Here is a 24,154-nt window from a genome sequence, read left to right as displayed (position 1 = left end):
AGTCGTGGCGGGATTTTCCCGTTATGGAAGGGCACCCACGGTACCCCACCCATAACGGAAAAAGGCCGGTGGCATTTGCCACCAGCCATCAGCCTGTCGCTTAACGCTCGGGCTGTAGACGCAAGGTCCGAACTTACTTGAGCTCGACCTTGGCGCCTGCTTCTTCCAGGGCTTTCTTGGCAGCTTCGGCTTCTTCTTTCGAAGCGCCTTCCTTGACCACGCCCGGGGCGCCGTCAACGACAGCCTTGGCTTCTTTCAGGCCCAGGCCGGTCAGTTCACGGACGACCTTGATCACGTTCACTTTCTTGTCGCCAGCTTCGGCCAGAACGATGGTGAACTCGGTCTGCTCTTCAGCAGCGGCAGCGGCAACAGCCGGGCCAGCAGCAACAGCGGCAGCAGCGGTAACGCCGAACTTCTCTTCCATCGCCTTGATCAGTTCAACGATCTGCATGACGGACATTTCGGATACGGCGGAGATGATGTCTTCGTTGGTCAGAGCCATGACTCTAATTCCTGTATTGGGTGACGGCCTAAGGCCATCGAATTAAACAAAAAAGGGTGAAAGCAGATGCCGAGCCTTAGGCTGCGGTAGCTTCTTTCTGATCGCGAATTGCCGCCAGAGTACGAGCCAGCTTGCTGGTAGCGCCTTGGATCACGCTCATCAGCTGTGCAACAGCTTCGTTGTAGGTCGGCAGGGTCGCCAGCACGTCGATCTGATTGGCTGCGAGGAACTGACCCTCGAACGCGGCCGCCTTGATCTCGAACTTGTCCTGACCCTTGGCAAACTCCTTGAAGATACGAGCGGCAGCGCCCGGATGTTCGTTGGAGAAAGCAATCAGGGTCGGGCCCTTGAACGTGTCGTTGAGCACTTCAAACTGAGTGCCTTCAACGGCGCGCTTGAGCAGGGTGTTACGTACGACTTTCACGTACACACCAGCTGCGCGGGCCTCTTTACGGAGTCCGGTCATTGCGCCGACAGTCACGCCGCGTGCATCAACCACGACAGCGGACAGACCGGCTTTGGCAGCCTCGTTGACTTCAGCGACGATGGCCTTCTTGTCTTCGAGTTTAATTGCCACGGGTTTACTCCTGGATGTTACCGATTCGTCCAGCCGGAGCCGGACGGCGTTTTGGTGTCTGATTCGGTAAACGAATCGGGAGCACCATCTGCGTAGGCTTGAGGTTTAAGGCTTGCGCCGCCTACGGTCTTGGATAGCCCCCGCCAGGCAGGGACCCCAATACCTGCGAACAGTGGGCGAACCCACTGTTCGACTTAGTTCATCAGCCTTCCAGCGAAGCCTGATCGATCTGCAGACCCGGGCCCATGGTGGTGCTCAGGGTAACGCGCTGAACGTACACGCCCTTCGAGGAGGACGGCTTCAGACGCTTCAGATCGCTCAGCAGCGCTTCCACGTTCTGCTTCAGCTTGACCGGCTCGAAGTCGATCTTGCCAACGGAAGCGTGGATGATGCCGTTCTTGTCGGTACGGAAACGTACCTGACCGGCCTTGGCGTTCTTGACGGCGGTAGCGACGTCCGGGGTCACGGTGCCGACTTTCGGGTTCGGCATCAGACCACGCGGGCCAAGAACCTGGCCCAGCTGGCCTACAACACGCATCGCGTCCGGGGAGGCGATAACGACGTCGTAGTTCAGGTCGCCGGCTTTCATTTCGGCAGCCAGTTCGTCCATGCCAACCTTGTCTGCACCAGCAGCCAGGGCAGCTTCAACACCAGGACCCTGGGTGAAGACGGCAACGCGTACGGATTTGCCGGTGCCGTTCGGCAGAACGGTGGCGCCACGTACGACCTGGTCGGATTTACGCGGATCAACGCCCAGATTGATGGCGATGTCCACGGACTCCTTGAACTTGATGGTCGACAGCTCGGCCAGCAGTTTGGCGGCGTCTTCGAAGCCGTATTGCTTGCCGGCTTCAACTTTCTCGGCGATAGCCTTTTGACGCTTGGTCAGCTTAGCCATTACACACCCTCCACGTTCAGGCCCATGCTGCGCGCGGAGCCAGCGATGGTACGTACGGCAGCGTCCAGGTCAGCAGCGGTCAGGTCAGCCTGCTTGGCCTTGGCGATATCTTCCAGCTGAGCACGGGTAACGGTGCCCACTTTCTGGGAGTTCGGACGAGCGGAGCCGCTGGTGATGCCGGCTGCTTTTTTCAGCAGAACGGATGCCGGGGTGCTCTTGGTTTCAAAGGTGAAGCTGCGGTCGCTGTAAACGGTGATGATCACAGGAGTCGGCAGACCAGGTTCCATGCCCTGGGTCTTGGCGTTGAACGCCTTGCAGAATTCCATGATGTTCACGCCGTGCTGACCCAGAGCCGGGCCGACGGGCGGCGACGGGTTGGCCTGGCCGGCCTTTACTTGCAGCTTGATGTAAGCCTGGATTTTCTTAGCCATTTGCTACTCCAAATTCGGGTCAAGCGCCCTGACGGGCTCCCCGGTTGCTTTCGCGTTTATCCCAATGACGACAAAACCCCGCAGCCTAGGGCTGCGGGGTGTGGGATTCATTGTGCCAGTTAAACTTTCTCTACCTGGCTGAACTCCAGCTCTACCGGGGTAGAGCGACCGAAAATAAGCACAGCGACCTGGATCCGGCTCTTTTCGTAGTTAACTTCTTCGACGACGCCATTGAAGTCAGCGAACGGACCGTCGATCACGCGAACAGTCTCGCCCGGCTCGAACAGGGTCTTCGGCTTCGGCTTGTCGCCGCTATCGGCAACGCGACGCAGGATGGCATCAGCTTCTTTGTCGGTGATCGGCGCCGGCTTGTCGGCAGTACCACCAATGAAACCCATGACGCGAGGAGTATCCTTGACCAGGTGCCAAGTACCCTCGTTCATTTCCATCTGCACCAGGACATAGCCCGGGAAGAATTTGCGCTCACTCTTGCGCTTCTGGCCGTTCCGCATCTCCACCACTTCTTCGGTGGGGACGAGAATCTCACCAAACCCATCTTCCATGCCGGCCAGTTTGACCCGCTCGATCAGCGAGCGCATGACATGCTTCTCGTAACCCGAGTAGGCATGCACAACGTACCAACGCTTAGCCACGGAACACCCTTAACCTACAATCATGGAAACCAGCCAACCCAGCAGGGAGTCGAGCCCCCACAGCACCAGCGCCATTACCAGCACTACTGCCACTACGATCAGCGTGGTCTGAGTTGTCTCTTGACGAGACGGCCATACAACCTTGCGAATCTCGGCGCGAGCCTCTTTAGCCAAGGTAAAGAATGCACGCCCCTTGACGGTCTGCAGCGCGATGAAGCCAGCGACAGCCGCCATGACGAGAATACCGAGAACGCGATAGAAGATCGGTTGCGCCGAGTAATACTGGTTGGCAACCACAGCCACCACCACCAGCACTGCAACCACAAGCCACTTCAAGAGATCAAGACGCGACTCTTTGGCTTCTACCTTCGCATTCATCTGCTAGGAATCCCGTTTAAAGAAATGCCAGATCTTGAGAAATCTGGCAGGCCAGGAGGGAATCGAACCCCCAACCTGCGGTTTTGGAGACCGCCGCTCTGCCAATTGAGCTACTGGCCTAGAACAAAGTCAGGCCGACCATTATGCCGGCCCGAGAGGGAAAGATCAATCGATTATTCGATGATCTTGGCAACCACGCCGGCGCCAACGGTACGGCCGCCTTCGCGGATCGCGAAGCGCAGGCCATCTTCCATGGCGATCGGAGCGATCAGGGTGACAACCATTTTCACGTTGTCGCCCGGCATGACCATCTCAACGCCTTCCGGCAGTTCGCAGTTGCCGGTTACGTCGGTGGTACGGAAGTAGAACTGCGGACGGTAGCCTTTGAAGAACGGGGTGTGACGACCACCTTCTTCCTTGGACAGCACGTACACTTCGCACTCGAACTTGGTGTGCGGCTTGATGGTGCCCGGCTTGGCCAGAACCTGGCCACGCTCTACGTCTTCACGCTTGGTGCCACGCAGCAGGACGCCGACGTTCTCACCAGCACGACCTTCGTCGAGCAGCTTGCGGAACATTTCAACGCCGGTGCAGGTGGTCTTGGTGGTCGCCTTGATGCCGACGATTTCCACTTCTTCCTGGACCTTGACGATGCCACGCTCAACACGGCCGGTTACCACGGTGCCACGACCGGAGATCGAGAACACGTCTTCGATCGGCATCAGGAACGGCTGGTCGATTGCACGAACCGGCTCAGGGATGTAGGAGTCCAGGGTTTCTACCAGCTTGCGCACGGCGGAAACGCCCATCTCGTTGTCGTCCTGGCCGTTCAGAGCCATCAGAGCGGAACCGATCACGATCGGAGTGTCGTCGCCCGGGAAGTCGTAGGTGTTCAGCAGATCGCGAACTTCCATTTCGACCAGTTCCAGCAGCTCGGCGTCGTCAACCATGTCGGCCTTGTTCAGGAACACGACGATGTAGGGAACGCCTACCTGGCGGGACAGCAGGATGTGCTCGCGGGTCTGCGGCATGGGGCCGTCAGCAGCCGAGCAAACCAGGATCGCGCCGTCCATCTGGGCAGCACCGGTGATCATGTTCTTCACGTAGTCGGCGTGGCCCGGGCAGTCTACGTGAGCGTAGTGGCGTACCGGGGAGTCGTATTCAACGTGAGAGGTGTTGATGGTGATACCACGAGCCTTCTCTTCCGGCGCGTTGTCGATCTGATCGAAAGCGCGAGCGGAGCCGCCCCAGGTCTCGGAGCAGACCTTGGTCAGAGCAGCGGTCAGAGTGGTTTTGCCGTGGTCAACGTGACCGATGGTGCCGACGTTGACGTGCGGCTTGTTACGCTCAAACTTTTCTTTAGCCATCTTGACCGCCTCCCGTAAGGAATTGAGAAAGTCACGTCACCATTAAAACAAAGGCAGATATTTTCATATCTGCCTTTGCGAGATGGAGCTCATGAGCGGATTTGAACCGCTGACCTCACCCTTACCAAGGGTGTGCTCTACCAGCTGAGCTACATGAGCAAGACATAAGCAACAAACTTGGAGCGGGTAGCGGGAATCGAACCCGCATCATCAGCTTGGAAGGCTGAGGTTCTACCACTGAACTATACCCGCGGAGCTTGCGGCTCACGCTTGAAACTGGTGGAGGGGGAAGGATTCGAACCTTCGAAGTCTGAGACGTCAGATTTACAGTCTGATCCCTTTGGCCGCTCGGGAACCCCTCCGAGTGAGGCGGCATTCTACAGCCTGCCACCGCGTTGTCAACTGTTTTTCTTTAAAAAACTTGAGCTTAGCTCTTCGACAACGGCTTCCAGTGTTCGGCCTTTTCAGGCCACCCCTGTGAAGCGGGCGCCATTCTATTCAAACTACTGAGGGCTTGCAACGTTTTTGCACGGCATTGTTTGTTTTTGCAGTTCCGGGAAATCCGGGGCCAGTTGACGCACCAGCGAGTCATCCACCAGACGCGCGCTTTCGGGCGTTACCTGCGCCCAGTAGTCATGCTGCGAGCGAGCCAGCTCGCGCACTAACGCGTCGTAACCTGCCGATTTCAAACGCTCCACGACGCTGTCCGCGGAATCCTTGCGCTGGAATATCCCCAGGGAGATGCCGTCAGTGAGATCCCCTTCCGTGATGATGTAGCTGTCGATCTTGCGTGCCTGCAGCTCGCGCAGCTGCCATAGAGAAGCCTGGCGCGAAGCCAGCGGCGGCAGGTACACCCAATAGTCGACGCCGGCGGCGGCATCCACCGCCTGAACCGACGCCTGAACATCGAGGCTCAGCAAACGCTGCACCAACTGCCGGGCACGCTCCTCAGCGGGGAAACTGCCCAGGTACACGCAGGCGGAGGCCTGGGCAGCCGCCGGCTTCTCTTCTACCGAACGGCGCTTCGGCGCCTCGGCCGACTCACTGAGCAGCCGAATATTCTTCTGCTCGCTGTGGAACAGGCTGAGCGGCGCTATCTCCTTCGGCCGAAGCGGCGTCTGCTGTTGATGCCAGACGAAATAGAAGACGTTGAGGGCAAGCAGGAAGAGGAAGAACCAACGCATCGATGAGACTCACTCGATCGGACAGGCAAGCGCCAGGCCGAGAAACACCAGATCCGGAAGCACGACTGCACGAGCCGACTCGTCCTTGACGAGCTCGGCGTCGCCGCCAGTGAGGTACACGGCGCAATCTTCGCCCAGCAGCCTGTTGGCAAGCTCGATCTGCTCCCGTACAAAACCGCGCAGCATCAGCACACAGCCACGCTCCACCGCTTCGGACGTTTCCTGGCCCGGCAGCAGATTCTGCAGCGCCTCATGGGCAGCGTCGTCGTCATAGCGAATACGGCGTGTATGGGTTCGCAGCTGGCTACGCATCAGCGGCATGCCGGGAGCGATGTAGCCCCCGAGATGCTTACCGGCGCCATCCACCAGATCCGACGTCACCGCAGTACCGAGGTCGAGCACGAGGCATCCACGGCCCGCCAGGCAGTGCCCCGCCACCAAAGCCAGCCAGCGATCCATGCCAAGGCGTTGATACTCACGATAGCCATTCGTCACGCCGCTGAGTTCAGTCGCCGGCGTGGCAATCTGCACCTTAATGGGGAAGGCGCCTTCCAGGCCGACCCGTAGCGCATCGGTCTCCTGCTCGCTACGCACACTGACCATGCGGCAATAGCGAATATCCACCACATCGTTCGCCTGCAGCTGTGCGAGCAGCGCCTGATCGGAATCAGCCACGCCCCCGGCGATGGTCACCAGGTCATGCTTTCTGACGACCCGCCACTTGATCAGGCTATTTCCGCAATCCAACTCAAGAATCATCCGACAACCTCAGACTCAGCTCGCCTCCGCTGTAGCTCTGCTCCTTGCCATCGACCAGTAGACGCAGCGCGCCTCTCTCGTCGATGCCGAGCGCACGCCCAACGATATTATTGGCGACAGTGGACAGCGTGACCTGTTTCCCCTGCCATAGATGAAGGGATTCCCACTCTTCGCGAGTGGCAGCAAAACCGTCTTCGCGATGGCGAGAGAGCGCATGCGCGAGCTCGGACTCCAGCGCCTGCAGCAGATCATTGCGGTCGACCAGACGCCCCAGCGCCTCACGCACCGACGTCCAGGGCTGGTCGATCGCTTCGGCCTTACGCATATTCACGTTGATGCCGATGCCTATTGCGACACTGCAGATATCAGCAGGATCACCCGTGAGCTCCAGCAGGATGCCGGCAATCTTCTTGCCGCCCACCAGAACGTCATTGGGCCATTTGAGACCGACATCCTTCACGCCGAGCGCCTGGATGGCTTTTGCAACGGCAAGGCCGACAACCAGGCTCAGCCCCTCCAGTTCCTGGGCACCGCCGCGCACCGTGATACCGAGGGTGTAATAGAGGTTGGCACCAAAGGGGCTTTCCCATTGACGCCCTCTCCTACCCCGCCCGGCAGTCTGCCGCTCAGCCAGAATGGCAAACGGCGCGATAGCTCCGGCGGACAGGCGTCGCAGCACCTCGGCATTGGTGGAGTCGATGGAGAACAGAACATCGAGCGGCCACGCACCGTCGTGAGCCCGCGGCGCGATGATACTCAGCGGCTCTTCCAGGCGATAACCACGGCCGCGCACTCGCTGCACGACGATACCGTAGTCACGCTCGAACCCCTCAAGGCGCTTCCAGACAGCGCTGCGACTTACTCCGAGCAGAGCACCCAGCTCCTCTCCGGAATGAAAGCGGCCATCGCTCAGCAATTTCAGCAAGGTCTGCATATCACCCCCGCAACAGTCAGGCACGCATCATATAGACGCACGCCTGGCTTGCCTACGCGGCAATGGCTCCAGTTTTTCGCGCGCAAAAGCAAAACCCCCGGCCAGCGATGCTGACCAGGGGTCTTGGGATAGGAGCTTGACGATGACCTACTCTCACATGGAGAAACTCCACACTACCATCGGCGATGCGTCGTTTCACTACTGAGTTCGGGATGGGATCAGGTGGTTCCAACGCTCTATGGTCGTCAAGCAATTCTTTAGGACGCTCGTGGCAGTTGCGCACGCTCATCCGAATTCGGGTATGTGACAGGTATTTGCGGTTCACACGAACTTTCGGTTCGTTACGTCTTCACCGTACAACACACAAATTGTTTGGGTGTTATATGGTCAAGCCTCACGGGCAATTAGTATCGGTTAGCTCAACGCCTCACAGCGCTTACACACCCGACCTATCAACGTCGTAGTCTTCGACGGCCCTTCAGGGGAATCAAGTTCCCAGTGAGATCTCATCTTGAGGCTAGTTTCCCGCTTAGATGCTTTCAGCGGTTATCTATTCCGAACATAGCTACCCGGCAATGCCACTGGCGTGACAACCGGAACACCAGAGGTTCGTCCACTCCGGTCCTCTCGTACTAGGAGCAGCCCCTCTCAAATCTCAAACGTCCACGGCAGATAGGGACCGAACTGTCTCACGACGTTCTAAACCCAGCTCGCGTACCACTTTAAATGGCGAACAGCCATACCCTTGGGACCGGCTTCAGCCCCAGGATGTGATGAGCCGACATCGAGGTGCCAAACACCGCCGTCGATATGAACTCTTGGGCGGTATCAGCCTGTTATCCCCGGAGTACCTTTTATCCGTTGAGCGATGGCCCTTCCATACAGAACCACCGGATCACTAAGACCTACTTTCGTACCTGCTCGACGTGTCTGTCTCGCAGTCAAGCGCGCTTTTGCCTTTATACTCTACGACCGATTTCCGACCGGTCTGAGCGCACCTTCGTACTCCTCCGTTACTCTTTAGGAGGAGACCGCCCCAGTCAAACTGCCCACCATACACTGTCCTCGATCCGGATAACGGACCAGAGTTAGAACCTCAAGCATGCCAGGGTGGTATTTCAAGGATGGCTCCACGCAGACTGGCGTCCACGCTTCAAAGCCTCCCACCTATCCTACACAAGCAGGCTCAAAGTCCAGTGCAAAGCTACAGTAAAGGTTCACGGGGTCTTTCCGTCTAGCCGCGGATACACTGCATCTTCACAGCGATTTCAATTTCACTGAGTCTCGGGTGGAGACAGCGCCGCCATCGTTACGCCATTCGTGCAGGTCGGAACTTACCCGACAAGGAATTTCGCTACCTTAGGACCGTTATAGTTACGGCCGCCGTTTACCGGGGCTTCGATCAAGAGCTTCGCTTTCGCTAACCCCATCAATTAACCTTCCGGCACCGGGCAGGCGTCACACCCTATACGTCCACTTTCGTGTTTGCAGAGTGCTGTGTTTTTAATAAACAGTCGCAGCGGCCTGGTATCTTCGACCGGCATGGGCTTACGTAGTAAATACTTCACCCTCGCCGGCGCACCTTCTCCCGAAGTTACGGTGCCATTTTGCCTAGTTCCTTCACCCGAGTTCTCTCAAGCGCCTTGGTATTCTCTACCCAACCACCTGTGTCGGTTTGGGGTACGGTTCCTAGTTACCTGAAGCTTAGAAGCTTTTCCTGGAAGCATGGCATCAACCACTTCATCATCTAAAAGACGACTCGTCATCAGCTCTCGGCATTAAGACCCCGGATTTACCTAAGATCTCTGCCTACCACCTTAAACTTGGACAACCAACGCCAAGCTGGCCTAGCCTTCTCCGTCCCTCCATCGCAGTAACTAGAAGTACAGGAATATTAACCTGTTTCCCATCGACTACGCTCTTCAGCCTCGCCTTAGGGACCGACTAACCCTGCGTCGATTAACGTTGCGCAGGAACCCTTGGTCTTTCGGCGTGGGAGTTTTTCACTCCCATTGTCGTTACTCATGTCAGCATTCGCACTTCTGATACCTCCAGCAAGCTTCTCAACTCACCTTCACAGGCTTACAGAACGCTCCTCTACCGCGCATCTTGCGATGCACCCGTAGCTTCGGTGTGTGGTTTGAGCCCCGTTACATCTTCCGCGCAGGCCGACTCGACTAGTGAGCTATTACGCTTTCTTTAAAGGGTGGCTGCTTCTAAGCCAACCTCCTAGCTGTCTAAGCCTTCCCACATCGTTTACCACTTAACCACAACTTTGGGACCTTAGCTGACGGTCTGGGTTGTTTCCCTTTTCACGACGGACGTTAGCACCCGCCGTGTGTCTCCCACGCTGACACTTCCAGGTATTCGGAGTTTGCATCGGTTTGGTAAGTCGGGATGACCCCCTAGCCGAAACAGTGCTCTACCCCCTGGAGTGATACGTGAGGCGCTACCTAAATAGCTTTCGAGGAGAACCAGCTATCTCCGAGCTTGATTAGCCTTTCACTCCGATCCACAAGTCATCCCCTACCTTTTCAACGGGAGTGGGTTCGGTCCTCCAGTCAGTGTTACCTAACCTTCAACCTGCTCATGGATAGATCGCCCGGTTTCGGGTCTATACCCAGCGACTAAATCGCCCTATTAAGACTCGCTTTCGCTACGCCTTCCCTATACGGTTAAGCTCGCCACTGAATATAAGTCGCTGACCCATTATACAAAAGGTACGCAGTCACCTAACAAAGTAGGCTCCCACTGCTTGTACGCATACGGTTTCAGGTTCTATTTCACTCCCCTCTCCGGGGTTCTTTTCGCCTTTCCCTCACGGTACTGGTTCACTATCGGTCAGTCAGTAGTATTTAGCCTTGGAGGATGGTCCCCCCATATTCAGACAAAGTTTCTCGTGCTCCGTCCTACTCGATTTCACTTCAAAGAACCTTTCACATACGGGGCTATCACCCACTATGGCCGCACTTTCCAGAGCGTTCTGTTAGATTCAAAGAAGCTTAAGGGCTAGTCCCCGTTCGCTCGCCACTACTAAGGGAATCTCGGTTGATTTCTTTTCCTCAGGGTACTTAGATGTTTCAGTTCCCCTGGTTCGCCTCTTACACCTATGTATTCAGTGCAAGATACCCGAGTTATCTCGGGTGGGTTTCCCCATTCAGAGATCTCCGGATCAAAGTCTGTTTGCCGACTCCCCGAAGCTTATCGCAGGCTACCACGTCTTTCATCGCCTCTGACTGCCAAGGCATCCACCGTATGCGCTTCTTCACTTGACCATATAACCCCAAGCAATCTGGTTATTGTCTCGAACGTGAAGACGACATTCGCCGAAAATTCGCGCTTGAACTCGCAAATTTTACCTTGACTTGAATAATCACCAGTGAAAGAGATTATTCAGTCTACTTCTATCACATACCCAAATTTTTAAAGAACGGTTCTGGCACAAAGACCAGACATCAATGTTCGTTCAACCTGAACATTCATGTCTGAGCTTTCGACGATTAATGGTGGAGCCAAGGAGGATCGAACTCCTGACCTCCTGCGTGCAAAGCAGGCGCTCTCCCAGCTGAGCTATGGCCCCTTATCGGATCAGCAGCACACCACAACAATTGGTGGGTCTGGGCAGATTCGAACTGCCGACCTCACCCTTATCAGGGGTGCGCTCTAACCAACTGAGCTACAGACCCAATCGTCTAACCAGTGAATCAAGCAATTCGTGTGGGAGCTTATGAAGAAGCTGAGATCTTCGATTAAGGAGGTGATCCAGCCGCAGGTTCCCCTACGGCTACCTTGTTACGACTTCACCCCAGTCATGAATCACTCCGTGGTAACCGTCCCCCTTGCGGTTAGACTAGCTACTTCTGGAGCAACCCACTCCCATGGTGTGACGGGCGGTGTGTACAAGGCCCGGGAACGTATTCACCGTGACATTCTGATTCACGATTACTAGCGATTCCGACTTCACGCAGTCGAGTTGCAGACTGCGATCCGGACTACGATCGGTTTTATGGGATTAGCTCCACCTCGCGGCTTGGCAACCCTCTGTACCGACCATTGTAGCACGTGTGTAGCCCTGGCCGTAAGGGCCATGATGACTTGACGTCATCCCCACCTTCCTCCGGTTTGTCACCGGCAGTCTCCTTAGAGTGCCCACCCGAGGTGCTGGTAACTAAGGACAAGGGTTGCGCTCGTTACGGGACTTAACCCAACATCTCACGACACGAGCTGACGACAGCCATGCAGCACCTGTGTTCCGATTCCCGAAGGCACCCTCGCATCTCTGCAAGGTTCCGGACATGTCAAGGCCAGGTAAGGTTCTTCGCGTTGCTTCGAATTAAACCACATGCTCCACCGCTTGTGCGGGCCCCCGTCAATTCATTTGAGTTTTAACCTTGCGGCCGTACTCCCCAGGCGGTCGACTTATCGCGTTAGCTGCGCCACTAAGATCTCAAGGATCCCAACGGCTAGTCGACATCGTTTACGGCGTGGACTACCAGGGTATCTAATCCTGTTTGCTCCCCACGCTTTCGCACCTCAGTGTCAGTATCAGTCCAGGTGGTCGCCTTCGCCACTGGTGTTCCTTCCTATATCTACGCATTTCACCGCTACACAGGAAATTCCACCACCCTCTACCGTACTCTAGTCAGGCAGTTATGGATGCAGTTCCCAGGTTGAGCCCGGGGATTTCACATCCATCTTACCAAACCACCTACGCGCGCTTTACGCCCAGTAATTCCGATTAACGCTTGCACCCTTCGTATTACCGCGGCTGCTGGCACGAAGTTAGCCGGTGCTTATTCTGTTGGTAACGTCAAAACAGCAAGGTATTAACTTACTGCCCTTCCTCCCAACTTAAAGTGCTTTACAATCCGAAGACCTTCTTCACACACGCGGCATGGCTGGATCAGGCTTTCGCCCATTGTCCAATATTCCCCACTGCTGCCTCCCGTAGGAGTCTGGACCGTGTCTCAGTTCCAGTGTGACTGATCATCCTCTCAGACCAGTTACGGATCGTCGCCTTGGTAGGCCTTTACCCCACCAACTAGCTAATCCGACCTAGGCTCATCTGATAGCGCAAGGCCCGAAGGTCCCCTGCTTTCTCCCGTAGGACGTATGCGGTATTAGCGTTCCTTTCGAAACGTTGTCCCCCACTACCAGGCAGATTCCTAGGCATTACTCACCCGTCCGCCGCTGAATCCAGGAGCAAGCTCCCATCATCCGCTCGACTTGCATGTGTTAGGCCTGCCGCCAGCGTTCAATCTGAGCCATGATCAAACTCTTCAGTTCAATACTGCTTGGGTTTTGAGAAAACCCTAAACTTGGCTCAGCAATCGCATGCTCAACTTAATGAGCTAAAACTCTCGAATTCACGAGTGTTACTTGCGTTGCTGATAATCAGTCGATCATCAGTCTTACATCACAAGCACCCACACGAATTGCTTGATTCAACTTGTTAAAGAGCGTTTGGCTGAGTCTTTCGTCTCAACCGAGGCGCGCATTCTACGCTAACCTCATCTTTCGTCAAGCTTTATTTTTCGAAAATTTCTTTTCTACTCAATCGCTTGTGCTTCAGCGAAGGAAACCTTCTCATCAGCGGGAGGCGCATTCTACAGCGATCAATGTCGCTGTCAACCACCTCGGCGACCTTCTTTTCAGCTCGCTGCCGGAGCAGCCAGTGAAGAGCGGCAAGTGAATCACCTGCCTGATCACCACTCTCAACTTCTAACCTCTGTAAGTACTTGATTTTCAAGTTCTTTCAGCGCTTCGTCGCTGGGAGTGGTGCGCATTATAGGGAGTTTAAATTGGCCGTCAACGGCTAATTTAAACTTTCTTCACTCGGCGACCAGGGAAACGCGAGCGAACGCCTTCTTGCCGGCCTGCAGGACGTGAGTCGCGCCCAGCTTGAAGACAAAGCTGCGATCAACGACTTCACCATCCACACGCACACCGCTGGAAGACAGCAGGTCACGGGCAACGGCGGAGTTCTTTACCAAGCCTGCCTTATTAAGGACGGCGCCGATGGGCAGATCTTCCGCAGCAGCCACTTCGACTTCCGGCAGGTCTTCCGGCAGCTCGCCATCCTTGAGGCGGTTACCGGCGGACTTGTGCGCAGAGGCTGCCGCCTCTTCGCCATGGAAGCGAGCGACGATTTCCTCGGCCAGCTTGATCTTGATGTCGCGCGGATTCGCACCGGCCTCCACATCCTTCCTGAAGCCTTCGATCTCCTCCATGGAGCGGAAGCTCAGGAGTTCGAAGTAACGCCACATCAGGGTATCGGGGATGGAGACCAGCTTGCTGTACATGACGCCAGGCGCTTCCTGGATGCCAATGTAGTTGCCCAGGGACTTGGACATCTTCTTCACGCCATCCAGACCTTCGAGCAGCGGCATGGTCAGGATGCATTGCGGCTCCTGCTCATAGGCGCGCTGGAGCTCACGCCCCATCAGCAGGTTGAATTTCTGATCGGTGCCGCCGAGCTCGACATCGGCGCGCAGCGCCACCGAGTCGTACCCCTGCACCAGCGGGTAGAGGAACTCGTGAATGGCAATGGACTGATTGCTGGCATAACGTTTGCTGAAATCATCGCGTTCCAGCATACGAGCAACGGTGTACTGGGAAGCCAGACGAATGAAATCAGCGGGGGAAAGCTGGTCCATCCAGGTGGAGTTGAAGGCCACCTCGGTTTTCGCGGGGTCGAGAATCTTGAAGACCTGGGCCTTGTACGTCTCGGCGTTGTCGAGAACCTGCTCGCGGGTGAGGGGTGGGCGGGTAACACTTTTCCCGCTAGGGTCACCGATCATCCCAGTGAAGTCGCCGATCAGGAAGATCACCTGATGGCCCAACTCCTGGAACTGACGCAGCTTATTAATGAGGACAGTGTGCCCCAGGTGCAGGTCGGGAGCGGTCGGGTCGAAGCCGGCCTTGATACGCAGGGGCTGGCCGCGCTTGAGCTTTTCGATCAGCTCGGCCTCCACGAGAATTTCGTCTGCTCCGCGCTTGATCAGCGCCAGCTGCTCTTCGACCGACTTCATTGCAGGTTCCTGTACGTTGCGAATTGCGAAAGGGAACCAACGATACAAGAACAGGCACTAAAAACAAGTTTTGCCCAGCGCCAGAGGACAGGACGCCAGAAGCCCGACATCAGGGTTGCTTCAGAGGGAATTTGGTTATATTTTAGGCAGTTATTTCACATTCCAAAAACACCACTCACGCCATGACGCAATCCGATCAGAAAGCGCCGTACTACCCGAAGAGCCATCTGCTGGCCGCAAGCGGTGTAGCAGCGCTCCTCAGCCTGGCTCTGCTGGTGTTCCCCTCGGCCGAGGTCGAGGCGAAGAAGACCACGCTCAATCTCGAGCTGGAAAGCGGTACCGAGCAGATCCTCCAGGAAAAAGACGACCTCCGACCCAACCCGGTCACGGAAGACGACGGCTCTTCGCCTTTTGCCCAGATAGAAGGCCAGCCGGACAACCAGAACAGCGCCGGAAAAGACGCGGAAAAGAACCACGATCTCGCCGATTCGAACAAACCAGCCTCCCCCTCCGCTTCCGCAGAACCTGCGTGGAAAAGCGTGACCGTGGGCAAGGGCGACACCCTTTCTACCGTGTTCGCGAAGGCCGGCCTGCCGGCGAACGTCGTGCACGACATGCTGGCTTCCAACAAGGATGCCAAGCAGTTCACCCGTCTTGATATCGGCCAGGACGTGGACTTCCTCATCGACACCAAGGGCGAACTGCAAGGCCTGAAGGTCAAGCGCAGCGATCTTGAGACCATCAGCCTGAACAAGTCGGCCAAGGGCTATGACTTCACGCGCGACCTGGTCAAGCCGTCGGTGCACGCGAACTACGCCCACGGTCGCGTCGACAGCTCGCTGTTCGTTGCCGGCCGCAACGCCGGGCTGTCCCACGACCTGATCATGTCGATGGCCAACATCCTCGGCTACGACATCGACTTCGCCCAGGATATTCGCGAAGGCGACGAATTCGACGTGATCTACGAGTCCCAGCAGGTGAAAGGCAAGCAGGTTGGCACCGGCAGCATCCTCGCGGTGCGCTTCGTCAACCGCGGCAAGGAATACACCGCCGTGCGCTATACCACCAAGCAGGGCAACACCAGCTACCTGCGTGCCGATGGCAGCAGCATGCGCAAGGCGTTCATCCGCACTCCGGTGGACTTCGCCCGCATCAGCTCGCGCTTCTCGATTGGGCGTTTCCACCCGATCCTGAACAAGATTCGTGCACACAAGGGTGTGGACTACGCGGCGCCGATCGGCACGCCGATCAAGGCCACCGGCGACGGCAAGATCCTCGAAGCCGGTCGCAAGGGTGGCTACGGCAACGCCGTGGTCATTCAGCACGGCCAGCGCTATCGCACGGTGTATGGCCACATGAGCCGCTTCGCCAAGGGCATTCGCTCCGGCGTGGCGGTGAAGCAGGGCCAGATCATCGGATACGTCGGCATGACTGGCCTGGCCACCGGCCCGCACCTGCACTACGAGTTCCAGGTCAACGGCCAGCACGTCGACCCGCTGAGCGCCAAGCTGCCCACCGCCGACCCGCTGAGCGGCCCGGAGCGCAAGCGCTTCCTGGCGCAGACCCAACCGCTGATCGCGCGCATGGACCAGGAGAAGGCAACCTTCCTGGCCCTGAACAAGCGCTGAGTCATGCCGCTCTATCTGGGGGTGATGTCCGGCACCAGCCTCGACGGACTGGACATCGCCCTGATCGAGCAAGGCGAGCAGACCACGCTGCTCGCCTCACACTACCTGCCCATGCCCGCCGGGCTGCGCGCCGATCTCCTCGCGCTGTGCTCCTCCGGCCCTGACGAAATTGCCCGCTCCGCCCTGGCGGAAAACCACTGGGTGCGCCTGGCAGCCCAGGGCATCACTGAGCTCCTGGCGCGCGAGAAGCTCGCCCCCGGCGCCATCCGCGCCATCGGCAGCCACGGCCAGACCATTCGCCACGAGCCGCACCAGGGCTTCACCGTGCAGATCGGCAACCCGGCGCTGCTCGCCGAACTGACCGGCATCGACGTCGTGGCCGACTTCCGGCGCCGCGATGTCGCGGCCGGCGGCCAGGGCGCGCCGCTGGTGCCGGCGTTCCACCGCGCACTCTTCGGCGGTGATCGCCGCGAATGCGCGATCCTCAACGTGGGCGGGTTCAGCAACGTTTCACTGCTCAGCCCCGGCCAGCCGGTTCGCGGTTTCGACTGCGGCCCCGGCAACGTCCTGCTGGATGCCTGGATTCAGGAGCAGCGCGGCGACGCCTATGACCGCGATGGCGCCTGGGCTGCCAGCGGCAGTATCGATCAAGGGCTGCTGCAGGCGATGCTGGCTGACGACTTCTTCGCCGCCAAGGGGCCGAAAAGCACCGGGCGCGAGCGTTTCAACCTGAACTGGCTCAACACCGTGCTGGCCAGCCATGCGCCAGCGAAGGCCGAGGACGTGCAAGCCACCCTGCTGGAACTCACCGCCCGCAGCATTGCCGCTGCGCTACTGGATGCACAGCCGGGTTGCGAGGAAGTGGTGGTGTGCGGTGGCGGCGCGTTCAACAAGACATTGATGCAGCGCCTTGCCGTGCACATGCCCGGCGCCAGCGTGATCAGCAGCCTGGACCGCGGCGTGCCGCCGGAATGGATGGAAGCCATGGCTTTCGCCTGGCTGGCCCATCGCTTCCTCGAGCGTGAACCCGGCAACTGCCCGGAAGTCACCGCCGCCCAGGGGCCACGCATTCTCGGGGCGCTCTACCCCGCCTGAACCCGCGCCACCAACAAAAACGCCGCGCATCAGCGCGGCGTTCTTGTTTCTAAGCGATCAGATCGAGAAGGACTGACCGCAGCCGCAGGTGGTCGCTGCGTTCGGGTTCTTGATGACGAACCGCGAACCTTCGAGGCCTTCCTGGTAGTCCACTTCCGCACCGGCGAGGTACTGGAAGCTCATCGGATCGACCACGAGGCTGACGCCGTCGCGCTCGACGATGGTGTCGTCGTCCGCGGTGTCTTCATCGAAGGTGAACCCGTACTGGAAGCCCGAGCAGCCACCGCCCGTGACGAACACCCGCAGCTTGAGGCGCGGATTGCCTTCTTCGTCGATCAGGTTCTTCACCTTGTTCGCAGCGCCGTGCGAAAACATCAGCGGAGTGGGGGTGAAGGTTTCGATGGTCATGGTGAACACTCTCCCGGCCGAAGCCGTACGTTACAACATTGCGGACCATTATCCGCTTACCCCAGAAAAACGGTCAACTAATCCGACTCATCCATTGGTCCAGATCACTCGGCCGCCTTCCGGGGCAGTCTTTCCTTACGGCAGCAGTGCGACGTTGGACAGACCCAGGTGCTCGTCCAGGCCGAACAGGATGTTCATGTTCTGGATCGCCTGGCCGGAGGCGCCCTTCACCAGGTTGTCGATCACCGACAGGATCACCACCAGGTCACCGCCCTGTGGACGGTGCACCGCGATGCGGCAGACGTTGGCGCCGCGCACGCTGCGGGTTTCCGGGTGGCTACCGGCCGGCATCACGTCGACGAACGGCTCGTTGGCGTAGCGCTCTTCATACAGCTTCTGCAGATCGACGCCACGATCAGCGACGCGCGCGTACAGGGTCGCGTGGATGCCGCGGATCATCGGGGTCAGGTGCGGCACGAACGTCAGGCCGACCTCACCCTTGGCCGCACGGCGCAGGCCTTGGCTGATTTCCGGCAGGTGGCGGTGACCTTTTACCGAATACGCCATCATGCTCTCGCCGGCCTCGCAGAACAGCGAACCGACCTTGGCGCCACGCCCGGCGCCGCTGACGCCGGACTTGCAGTCGGCGATCAGTTGGCTGGCATCCGCCAAGCCGTTCTCCAGCAGCGGGATGAAGCCAAGCTGAGTGGCGGTCGGATAGCAGCCGGGTACGGCGATCAGCCGCGCGGTCTTGATGGCCTCGCGGTTCACTTCCGGCAGGCCGTAGACGGCCTCGGGCAGCAGATCGGGCGCGCCGTGGGGCTGGCCGTACCACTTGGCCCACTCCTCGGCGTCCTGCAGGCGGAAGTCCGCGGACAGGTCGATCACCCGCGTTCCGGTCGCCAGCAGCTCGCCGGCCAGGGCGTGTGCCACGCCGTGGGGCGTGGCGAAGAACACCACATCGCAGTCGCCCAGACGCTTCACGTCCGGCACGCTGAAGGCCAGGCCGTCATAGTGGCCTCGCAGGTTCGGGTACATGTCGGCGACTTTCACGCCCTCCTCGGAGCGCGAGGTAATCACCTCGACGCGCGCCTGGGGATGTTGTGCCAGCAGGCGCAGCAGTTCCACGCCCGTATAACCCGTACCACCTACGATACCGACCTTGATCATCTGCCTGTCACTCCACCTATGGGGCCAAATTCAGGGGCGACCATGATATGAGCCGCTGCCCGGGCTGAACAGAGCGAATGTGCCGGTGTTCATGCCCCTTTTGTCGGACCCAGGCTTTCCTGCATCTGGCGGGCGAGGGCGTGGTAGATCGGCAGCGGGTTCAGGCGCGCCGATACGCCACTGGCCAGTAGTGTGGCCGCGAGGATCGGAATCAGCATGTCCGGGCTGTGCGACATCTCCACCGTGATCACCGTGGCGGTCAGCGGCGTACGCGTCACGCCGGCGAGGTAGGCGGACATCCCCAGCAACCCGACTGCCGGCAGGCTCGCGCCGGGGATCAGCGGCGCCAGCCAGGGCGCCAGGCTCGCGCCCACGGTGAGCGAAGGCGAGAACAGCCCGCCGGGAATCCCGGCGATGAAGGAAATCACGTTGGCGATGAACTTCAATAGCAGGAAGTCGTGTCCCACCACCGGCTGTCCCTCGAGGATCGAACGCGTCTCGGCGTAGCCGGTGCCGAACACATGGTGCCCGGACAGCAGACCGAGGAGCGCCAGCAGCAGCCCGCAGGCTGCGGCGAAGCGGATCGGCCAGCGCCCGCGCCAGCGGCTGATGAAGCTCAGCGGGCCGCGGTCGGTCGGCAGCACCAGCCGGCAGTAGAGGCCGCCGAGCAAACCGCCCAGCAGCCCGCACGCCACCACGGCAATCCATGCGGGCCCCAGGGGCATGCTTTCCGAGAGCCGGCCGAAGTAGCTGTAGCTGCCCATCAGGCCGAGGGTGACCATGCCGCCCAGCAGTACAGCGGTGAGCACCAGGCCGCTGAAGCGCTGCTCGAAGGTACGGCTCAACTCCTCGATGGCGAACACCACCCCACCCAGCGGCGTATTGAACGCTGCCGCGATGCCCGCCGCGCCCCCGGCAATGATCAGCCCGGAGACCGTGTGCTTCTCGTAAAGCCCCAGGCGACGGCCGAAGGAATACATCAGCGCCGCACCGATGTGCACGGTGGGCCCTTCGCGGCCGGCCGAAGCGCCCACCAGCAGTGCGAGCAGCGTCATCACCAGCTTGCCGACGGCGATTCGCACCGACAGCAACGCGTTGCGGGTCGGGCTGCTGCGCTGCTCCAGCGCCACGATGACTTGCGGAATGCCGCTGCCCCGGGTGTTCTTCAACGCGCCCTGGGTCAGCCAGACCAGCGCGGCGAAGCCCAGCGGGCAGATCAGCCAGGGCCACCACTGGCTGTGCGCGACGACACCGCGGAAGGTCGCACTGGCCAGATCCGCCAGGTGCGCGAAGGCCAATGCCACCAGCCCCACCAGCAGGGCGCCCAGCCAGAACGCCAGATTGCGCCGCCACTGGCGCAGCAGCGGATGCCGTGCCAGCGGGCGCTTGGGCGTCAGGTGCTCAGCGGCCTCAGCGGGCGGCGGGGGCGTCTTGGAAGGGTCGGCTGCGGACATAGGCGGGCGGGCCAGGCATCTGCCGGATGCCATGCGGCACACGCGGCACGTCGCCACGCGTGGAATCTCGATGACCCACCACAGTGTAATGAGAACCAGGGATGACGCCATTGCACCGCGCCACTACTATCGGCTCACCGTGATTCGAGGACGTCCCGATGCTCTATCTCTGGCTCAAGGCCTTTCATATCGTTGCCGTGGTCTGCTGGTTCGCCGGCCTGTTCTACCTGCCGCGCCTGTTCGTCTACCACGCCATGAGCGAGGACGCCGCCAGCCGCGAGCGCTTCTGCGTCATGGAGCGCAAGCTGTACCGCGGCATCATGGGCCCGTCGATGATCCTCACCATCGTCCTCGGCGCCTGGATGCTCTACCTCAACCCGGCCTGGCTGACCCAGGGCTGGATGCACGCCAAGCTCACCCTGGTGGTGCTGCTGATCGGCTACCACCACGCCTGCGGCGCCATGCTCAAGCGCTTCGCCCGCGGCGAGAACGGCCGCAGCCACGTGTTCTACCGCTGGTTCAACGAAGTGCCGGTCCTGTTCCTGGTCGCCATCGTGATCCTGGTGGTCGTCAAACCCTTCTGACCCCTACAAGGAGACTGCCATGTCCCTGCCCGCCCTGCTCGACCGCCGCCTGCGCATCCCCCTGGTGGCGGCCCCGATGTTCCTGGTCTCCAACCCGCAACTGGTGCTGGCCTGCTGCAAGAGCGGCATCGTCGGCAGCTTCCCGGCGCTGAACCAGCGCGAGAGCAGCGGCTTCAAGGCCTGGCTGGAAGAGATCGAAGCCGGGCTGGCAGCCGACCCGCAGGCCGCGCCCTATGCGGTCAACCTGATCGTTCACAACACCAACCCGCGCCTGCAGGCGGACCTCAAGCTCTGCGTGGAGCACCAGGTGCCGATCGTCATCACCAGCCTGGGCGCGGTGCGCGAAGTAGTCGATGCCGTGCACAGCTATGGCGGCCTGGTGTTCCACGACGTGACCACCCGCCGCCATGCGGAGAAGGCAGCCGAGGCCGGCGTCGACGGCCTGATCGCCGTCGCGGCCGGCGCGGGCGGCCATGCCGGCACCTGGAGCCCGTTCGCGCTGATCGCCGAGATCCGCCAGTTCTTCGACAAGACCCTGCTGCTGGCCGGCTGCATCAACCACGGCCACGAAATCCTCGCCGCCCAGGTGCTGGGCGCCGACCTCGCCTACCTCGGCACACGCTTCATCGCCACCCGCGAGAGCGCCGCGTCCGAGGACTACAAGCACATGCTGCTCGACGCCCGCGCCGCCGACATCATCCACACGCCCGCCGTTTCCGGCGTGCCCGCCAGCTTCATGCGCCAGAGCCTGGAAGCGGCCGGCTTCGACATGCAGCGGCTGAACGACAAGGGCTCGCTCAATTACGGCGAGAAGCTCAAGCCGGTCAGCGACGAGGCCAAGGCCTGGAAGACCGTGTGGTCCGCCGGCCAGGGGGTCGGTGACATCCGCGACCTGCCGGCAGTGGGCGAGCTGATCGCCCGCCTGGATCACGAATACCGCCAGGCCCTGACCCGCAGCGCCGGCTTGTCCAACCAACTGCTGGTCTGAGCTGCGGCACCGCTCACGATATATCCGCCAGGGCCGCTTGTTGGCCCCTGGCGGCCCGATTACGCTGTAGCGATTCCACCATAGCCAGAAGACAAGGATGCCCCGATGGATCAATCCCGCTTCAAGATCGTCTTTGACGGCGCGCTGATGCCGCAGACGCCTCTGGAAACCGCCAAGGAAAATCTCGCCCGCCTGTTCAAGAGCGATGCCTCGAAGATCGACGCACTGTTCAGCGGCCAGCCCGTCGTGCTCAAGCGCGACCTGACCGGGGACGAAGCCGACAAGTACCTGCGCGCCCTCCACGGCGCCGGCGCCAATGCCCGCAAGGAGGCCGAAGGCGCTGCCGGATTCAGCCTGGTGGAAACCGACGACCATCCCAGCGAAGCGACCCTGGCAGCCCGTTCCGCCGGTGAAGCGGCCGGCAGCGAGCGGATGACCTGCCCCAAATGCGGGCACGAACAGGCGACCGCCATCGAGTGCAGCGCCTGCGGCATCGTGATCGAGAAGTACCTGGCGCGCCAGGCGGAACTGGCGGCCAACCCGGTTGCCGCCACGCCCGTTGCGGCGCCCACGGCGAGTGCCTCGCCCTATGCCCCGCCGCAGGCTCAGGTGGGCGAGCAACTGCCCGAATACGGCGATCTCAAGGTCCTCACCACCGACGGCCGGATCGGCCGGGTACGCTACCTGGGCTGGAGCATGGCGGTATCGCTCATCGCCATCCCGGTGTTCCTGGTGGTGGCCGGTCTGTTTGCCGTCTCCAACCTCCTCGGCATTCTCGTCGGGGCGATCGCGCTGATCGGCTTCGTGGTGGTCAGCGTCATGATCGGCGCCCAGCGCCTGCATGACATCGGCTGGTCCGCCTGGCTGCTGTTGCTCAACCTTGTCCCCGTCGTCGGCAGCGTGTTCCCCCTGCTGATGCTGCTGGTGCCCGGCACCGCCGAAGCCAACCGCTACGGCCCGCCGCCGCCGCCCAACAGCCGTGGCGTGGTGATCTTCGCCTGGACCGCCCTGCTGGTGCCGATTATCGGTATTCTTGCCGCCATCGCCATTCCTGCGTACCAGGGCTATCTGGAGCGCGCGCAAAGCGCCCAGTACGAGCAGTACCAGCAGGACGACTCCAGCGCACCGGCCGCCAGCGCCGAACCGTCGGACGAACAGTTCAACAGCGGCGACACCGAAGGCGCTGACTCCGACGACGGCGACAGCAGCGACCAGTAATGCAACAACCCGTGGCGGGCGTGGTCGAACGCCACCCCGCCACAGAGACTCCTGAATGCCTCGTTTTGCCCTCATCACCGGCGCTTCCAGCGGTATCGGCCTGGCCTTGGCCGAAGCCCTCGCCCGCCGTGGCCAGGCCCTGATCCTGGTGGCGCGCCAGCGCGACGCGCTGGACAGCATCGCCTGCGAACTCTCGCAACGCTTCGGGGTGGAGGTGCTGTTCCGTGTCTGCGACCTGTCCGAGCCGCTGCAGATATCCGGGCTGCTGCACGAGCTGGAACAGAGCGGGCGGCAGATCGAGTTGCTGGTGAACAATGCAGGCGTCGGCACCTCTGGCGCCTTCGTCGACCAGGACTGGTCCCGCGAACAGGAATTGCTGGAGCTCAACGTCCTGGCCCTGGCGCGCCTGTGCCACGGTATCGGCGCGATGATGGAGCGCAGCGGCGGCGGGCGGATTCTCAACGTCGCCTCCGTGGCCGGCCTGCTGCCCGGCCCCTGGATGAGCAGCTACTACGCCAGCAAGGCCTTCGTGCTGCACTTTTCCGAAGGCCTGCGCGAGGAGTTGAAAGGCCGCGGCATCAAGGTGTCCGTGCTGTGCCCGGGGCCGACCCGCACCGCGTTCTACCGCAACGCCGACCTGCGCCTGGGCAAGCTCGACGACGGCAAGCGCGTCATGTCCGCCGAGGAGGTCGCCTTCCTGGCCGTGAAAGCCCTGCGCCGGGCGCCAGCCCTGATCATCCCTGGCTGGCGCAACCGCCTGTTCGCCTATGGCGTGCGCCTGCTGCCACGCTGGCTCATGCGCAAACTGGCCGGCCGCATCAATCGCCTGGCGCTGGCCGGTTGAGCCGGCACTGGGCGTAGCCTGAGCGCGGGCGCTAAACTCCTGCTCCTGCCC

At 60.2% G+C, this 24,154-nt stretch carries 20 protein-coding genes, 6 tRNA genes and 3 rRNA genes; 6 read left to right on the top strand and 23 right to left on the bottom strand.

Annotated features, from left to right (window positions below; genetic code table 11):
• Nucleotides 1-133 precede the first annotated feature (133 nt).
• From rplL to tyrS, 20 genes are all read right to left on the bottom strand, one after another.
• Nucleotides 134-502, bottom strand: coding sequence for a 50S ribosomal protein L7/L12 (rplL, locus tag N0B71_RS11475; protein WP_015475314.1), 369 nt, complete (start codon nt 500-502; stop codon nt 134-136).
• 76 nt (nt 503-578) lie between these two features.
• On the bottom strand, nt 579-1,079 hold the full coding sequence (rplJ, locus tag N0B71_RS11470) for a 50S ribosomal protein L10 (protein WP_017516429.1): 501 nt from the start codon (nt 1,077-1,079) through the stop codon (nt 579-581).
• A gap of 202 nt (nt 1,080-1,281) precedes the next feature.
• A complete protein-coding gene (rplA, locus tag N0B71_RS11465) occupies nt 1,282-1,977 on the bottom strand; it encodes a 50S ribosomal protein L1 (protein ID WP_017516428.1) in 696 nt (231 codons plus the stop codon).
• On the bottom strand, nt 1,977-2,408 hold the full coding sequence (gene rplK / locus N0B71_RS11460; RefSeq protein ID WP_017516427.1) for a 50S ribosomal protein L11: 432 nt from the start codon (nt 2,406-2,408) through the stop codon (nt 1,977-1,979). The genes rplA and rplK overlap by 1 nt, the downstream gene beginning before the upstream one ends.
• A 119-nt stretch (nt 2,409-2,527) precedes the next feature.
• Nucleotides 2,528-3,061, bottom strand: a complete 534-nt coding sequence (nusG, locus tag N0B71_RS11455) for a transcription termination/antitermination protein NusG (RefSeq protein ID WP_015475310.1) — start codon at nt 3,059-3,061, stop codon at nt 2,528-2,530.
• A gap of 9 nt (nt 3,062-3,070) precedes the next feature.
• A complete protein-coding gene (gene secE / locus N0B71_RS11450) occupies nt 3,071-3,439 on the bottom strand; it encodes a preprotein translocase subunit SecE (protein WP_088421640.1) in 369 nt (122 codons plus the stop codon).
• Between the two features lie 44 nt (nt 3,440-3,483).
• Nucleotides 3,484-3,559, bottom strand: a tRNA-Trp gene (locus N0B71_RS11445).
• Nucleotides 3,560-3,612: 53 nt separating this feature from the next.
• Nucleotides 3,613-4,806 carry an elongation factor Tu gene (gene tuf / locus N0B71_RS11440; protein ID WP_065327628.1) on the bottom strand — a complete coding sequence of 398 codons (1,194 nt, stop codon included), beginning with the start codon at nt 4,804-4,806 and terminating at the stop codon, nt 3,613-3,615.
• A gap of 83 nt (nt 4,807-4,889) precedes the next feature.
• Nucleotides 4,890-4,965 (bottom strand) — tRNA-Thr (locus tag N0B71_RS11435).
• A gap of 19 nt (nt 4,966-4,984) precedes the next feature.
• Nucleotides 4,985-5,058 (bottom strand) — tRNA-Gly (locus tag N0B71_RS11430).
• A 25-nt stretch (nt 5,059-5,083) separates the two neighbouring features.
• A tRNA-Tyr gene (locus tag N0B71_RS11425) sits at nt 5,084-5,168 on the bottom strand.
• A gap of 141 nt (nt 5,169-5,309) precedes the next feature.
• Nucleotides 5,310-5,990, bottom strand: coding sequence for an SPOR domain-containing protein (locus N0B71_RS11420; protein ID WP_259759022.1), 681 nt, complete (start codon nt 5,988-5,990; stop codon nt 5,310-5,312).
• Between the two features lie 9 nt (nt 5,991-5,999).
• Entirely contained in the window at nt 6,000-6,749 is a 750-nt protein-coding gene (locus tag N0B71_RS11415; protein WP_259759021.1) for a pantothenate kinase, read from the bottom strand.
• Nucleotides 6,739-7,683 (bottom strand): bifunctional biotin--[acetyl-CoA-carboxylase] ligase/biotin operon repressor BirA, encoded by a 945-nt coding sequence (gene birA / locus N0B71_RS11410; protein WP_259759020.1) that lies wholly within the window; start codon nt 7,681-7,683, stop codon nt 6,739-6,741. Before birA ends, N0B71_RS11415 begins: the two co-directional genes overlap by 11 nt.
• A gap of 134 nt (nt 7,684-7,817) precedes the next feature.
• Nucleotides 7,818-7,933: ribosomal RNA gene (gene rrf / locus N0B71_RS11405) — 5S ribosomal RNA — on the bottom strand.
• A gap of 133 nt (nt 7,934-8,066) precedes the next feature.
• Nucleotides 8,067-10,958: ribosomal RNA gene (locus N0B71_RS11400) — 23S ribosomal RNA — on the bottom strand.
• Nucleotides 10,959-11,187: 229 nt separating this feature from the next.
• A tRNA-Ala gene (locus N0B71_RS11395) sits at nt 11,188-11,263 on the bottom strand.
• A gap of 29 nt (nt 11,264-11,292) precedes the next feature.
• Nucleotides 11,293-11,369: transfer RNA gene (locus N0B71_RS11390), tRNA-Ile, on the bottom strand.
• Nucleotides 11,370-11,433: 64 nt separating this feature from the next.
• Nucleotides 11,434-12,969 (bottom strand): 16S ribosomal RNA (locus N0B71_RS11385).
• Together the 16S, 23S and 5S rRNA genes with 2 tRNA genes alongside form the textbook arrangement of a ribosomal RNA operon.
• A gap of 545 nt (nt 12,970-13,514) precedes the next feature.
• Nucleotides 13,515-14,714: a tyrosine--tRNA ligase gene (gene tyrS, locus N0B71_RS11380; RefSeq protein ID WP_259759019.1), complete on the bottom strand. Its 1,200-nt coding sequence runs from the start codon at nt 14,712-14,714 to the stop codon at nt 13,515-13,517.
• Nucleotides 14,715-14,896: 182 nt separating this feature from the next.
• On the opposite strand from tyrS, the gene N0B71_RS11375 reads away from it, so the two are divergent.
• On the top strand, nt 14,897-16,342 hold the full coding sequence (locus N0B71_RS11375; protein ID WP_259759018.1) for a peptidoglycan DD-metalloendopeptidase family protein: 1,446 nt from the start codon (nt 14,897-14,899) through the stop codon (nt 16,340-16,342).
• Between the two features lie 3 nt (nt 16,343-16,345).
• Nucleotides 16,346-17,437: an anhydro-N-acetylmuramic acid kinase gene (locus N0B71_RS11370; protein WP_259759017.1), complete on the top strand. Its 1,092-nt coding sequence runs from the start codon at nt 16,346-16,348 to the stop codon at nt 17,435-17,437.
• A 57-nt stretch (nt 17,438-17,494) separates the two neighbouring features.
• Here N0B71_RS11370 and erpA read toward each other — a convergent pair whose 3' ends face one another.
• The 3 genes from erpA to N0B71_RS11355 all read right to left on the bottom strand — a co-directional run bounded on the left by erpA (nt 17,495) and on the right by N0B71_RS11355 (nt 20,469).
• A complete protein-coding gene (gene erpA, locus N0B71_RS11365) occupies nt 17,495-17,845 on the bottom strand; it encodes an iron-sulfur cluster insertion protein ErpA (RefSeq protein ID WP_236172588.1) in 351 nt (116 codons plus the stop codon).
• A gap of 135 nt (nt 17,846-17,980) precedes the next feature.
• Nucleotides 17,981-19,015, bottom strand: a complete 1,035-nt coding sequence (gene argC / locus N0B71_RS11360) for an N-acetyl-gamma-glutamyl-phosphate reductase (RefSeq protein ID WP_259759016.1) — start codon at nt 19,013-19,015, stop codon at nt 17,981-17,983.
• 89 nt (nt 19,016-19,104) lie between these two features.
• The gene (locus N0B71_RS11355; protein WP_442964656.1) at nt 19,105-20,469 is read right to left on the bottom strand and encodes a chloride channel protein; all 1,365 of its coding nucleotides are present in this window, start codon (nt 20,467-20,469) and stop codon (nt 19,105-19,107) included.
• A gap of 158 nt (nt 20,470-20,627) precedes the next feature.
• Here N0B71_RS11355 and hemJ point away from each other — a divergent pair, with 158 nt between their 5' ends.
• The 4 genes from hemJ (at nt 20,628) to N0B71_RS11335 (ending at nt 24,103) form a co-directional block, all read left to right on the top strand.
• Complete coding sequence (hemJ, locus tag N0B71_RS11350) at nt 20,628-21,053, top strand: protoporphyrinogen oxidase HemJ (protein ID WP_259759015.1); 426 nt, start codon at nt 20,628-20,630, stop codon at nt 21,051-21,053.
• Nucleotides 21,054-21,072: 19 nt separating this feature from the next.
• Nucleotides 21,073-22,041, top strand: coding sequence for an NAD(P)H-dependent flavin oxidoreductase (locus tag N0B71_RS11345; RefSeq protein ID WP_259759014.1), 969 nt, complete (start codon nt 21,073-21,075; stop codon nt 22,039-22,041).
• 105 nt (nt 22,042-22,146) lie between these two features.
• On the top strand, nt 22,147-23,259 hold the full coding sequence (locus tag N0B71_RS11340) for a DUF805 domain-containing protein (protein WP_259759013.1): 1,113 nt from the start codon (nt 22,147-22,149) through the stop codon (nt 23,257-23,259).
• A 55-nt stretch (nt 23,260-23,314) separates the two neighbouring features.
• A complete protein-coding gene (locus N0B71_RS11335) occupies nt 23,315-24,103 on the top strand; it encodes an SDR family NAD(P)-dependent oxidoreductase (protein WP_259759012.1) in 789 nt (262 codons plus the stop codon).
• The last annotated feature ends 51 nt before the right edge of the window (nt 24,104-24,154 follow it).

Source organism: Pseudomonas sp. GCEP-101, from assembly GCF_025133575.1.
GTDB lineage: Bacteria > Pseudomonadota > Gammaproteobacteria > Pseudomonadales > Pseudomonadaceae > Pseudomonas > Pseudomonas nitroreducens_B.
The sequence above is the reverse complement of the archived record's forward strand: the minus strand, read 5'-3'. Positions and strand labels throughout refer to the sequence as shown.

Coding starts and splice junctions, on each gene's coding strand:
- rplL (WP_015475314.1), bottom strand. CDS start 502: ATGGCTCTGACCAACGAAGACATCATCTCCGCCGTATCCGAAATGTCC.
- rplA (WP_017516428.1), bottom strand. CDS start 1,977: ATGGCTAAGCTGACCAAGCGTCAAAAGGCTATCGCCGAGAAAGTTGAA.
- rplK (WP_017516427.1), bottom strand. CDS start 2,408: ATGGCTAAGAAAATCCAGGCTTACATCAAGCTGCAAGTAAAGGCCGGC.
- secE (WP_088421640.1), bottom strand. CDS start 3,439: ATGAATGCGAAGGTAGAAGCCAAAGAGTCGCGTCTTGATCTCTTGAAG.
- tuf (WP_065327628.1), bottom strand. CDS start 4,806: ATGGCTAAAGAAAAGTTTGAGCGTAACAAGCCGCACGTCAACGTCGGC.
- N0B71_RS11420 (WP_259759022.1), bottom strand. CDS start 5,990: ATGCGTTGGTTCTTCCTCTTCCTGCTTGCCCTCAACGTCTTCTATTTC.
- N0B71_RS11415 (WP_259759021.1), bottom strand. CDS start 6,749: ATGATTCTTGAGTTGGATTGCGGAAATAGCCTGATCAAGTGGCGGGTC.
- birA (WP_259759020.1), bottom strand. CDS start 7,683: ATGCAGACCTTGCTGAAATTGCTGAGCGATGGCCGCTTTCATTCCGGA.
- tyrS (WP_259759019.1), bottom strand. CDS start 14,714: ATGAAGTCGGTCGAAGAGCAGCTGGCGCTGATCAAGCGCGGAGCAGAC.
- N0B71_RS11375 (WP_259759018.1), top strand. CDS start 14,897: ATGACGCAATCCGATCAGAAAGCGCCGTACTACCCGAAGAGCCATCTG.
- N0B71_RS11370 (WP_259759017.1), top strand. CDS start 16,346: ATGCCGCTCTATCTGGGGGTGATGTCCGGCACCAGCCTCGACGGACTG.
- erpA (WP_236172588.1), bottom strand. CDS start 17,845: ATGACCATCGAAACCTTCACCCCCACTCCGCTGATGTTTTCGCACGGC.
- argC (WP_259759016.1), bottom strand. CDS start 19,015: ATGATCAAGGTCGGTATCGTAGGTGGTACGGGTTATACGGGCGTGGAA.
- N0B71_RS11355 (WP_442964656.1), bottom strand. CDS start 20,469: ATGTCCGCAGCCGACCCTTCCAAGACGCCCCCGCCGCCCGCTGAGGCC.
- hemJ (WP_259759015.1), top strand. CDS start 20,628: ATGCTCTATCTCTGGCTCAAGGCCTTTCATATCGTTGCCGTGGTCTGC.
- N0B71_RS11345 (WP_259759014.1), top strand. CDS start 21,073: ATGTCCCTGCCCGCCCTGCTCGACCGCCGCCTGCGCATCCCCCTGGTG.
- N0B71_RS11340 (WP_259759013.1), top strand. CDS start 22,147: ATGGATCAATCCCGCTTCAAGATCGTCTTTGACGGCGCGCTGATGCCG.
- N0B71_RS11335 (WP_259759012.1), top strand. CDS start 23,315: ATGCCTCGTTTTGCCCTCATCACCGGCGCTTCCAGCGGTATCGGCCTG.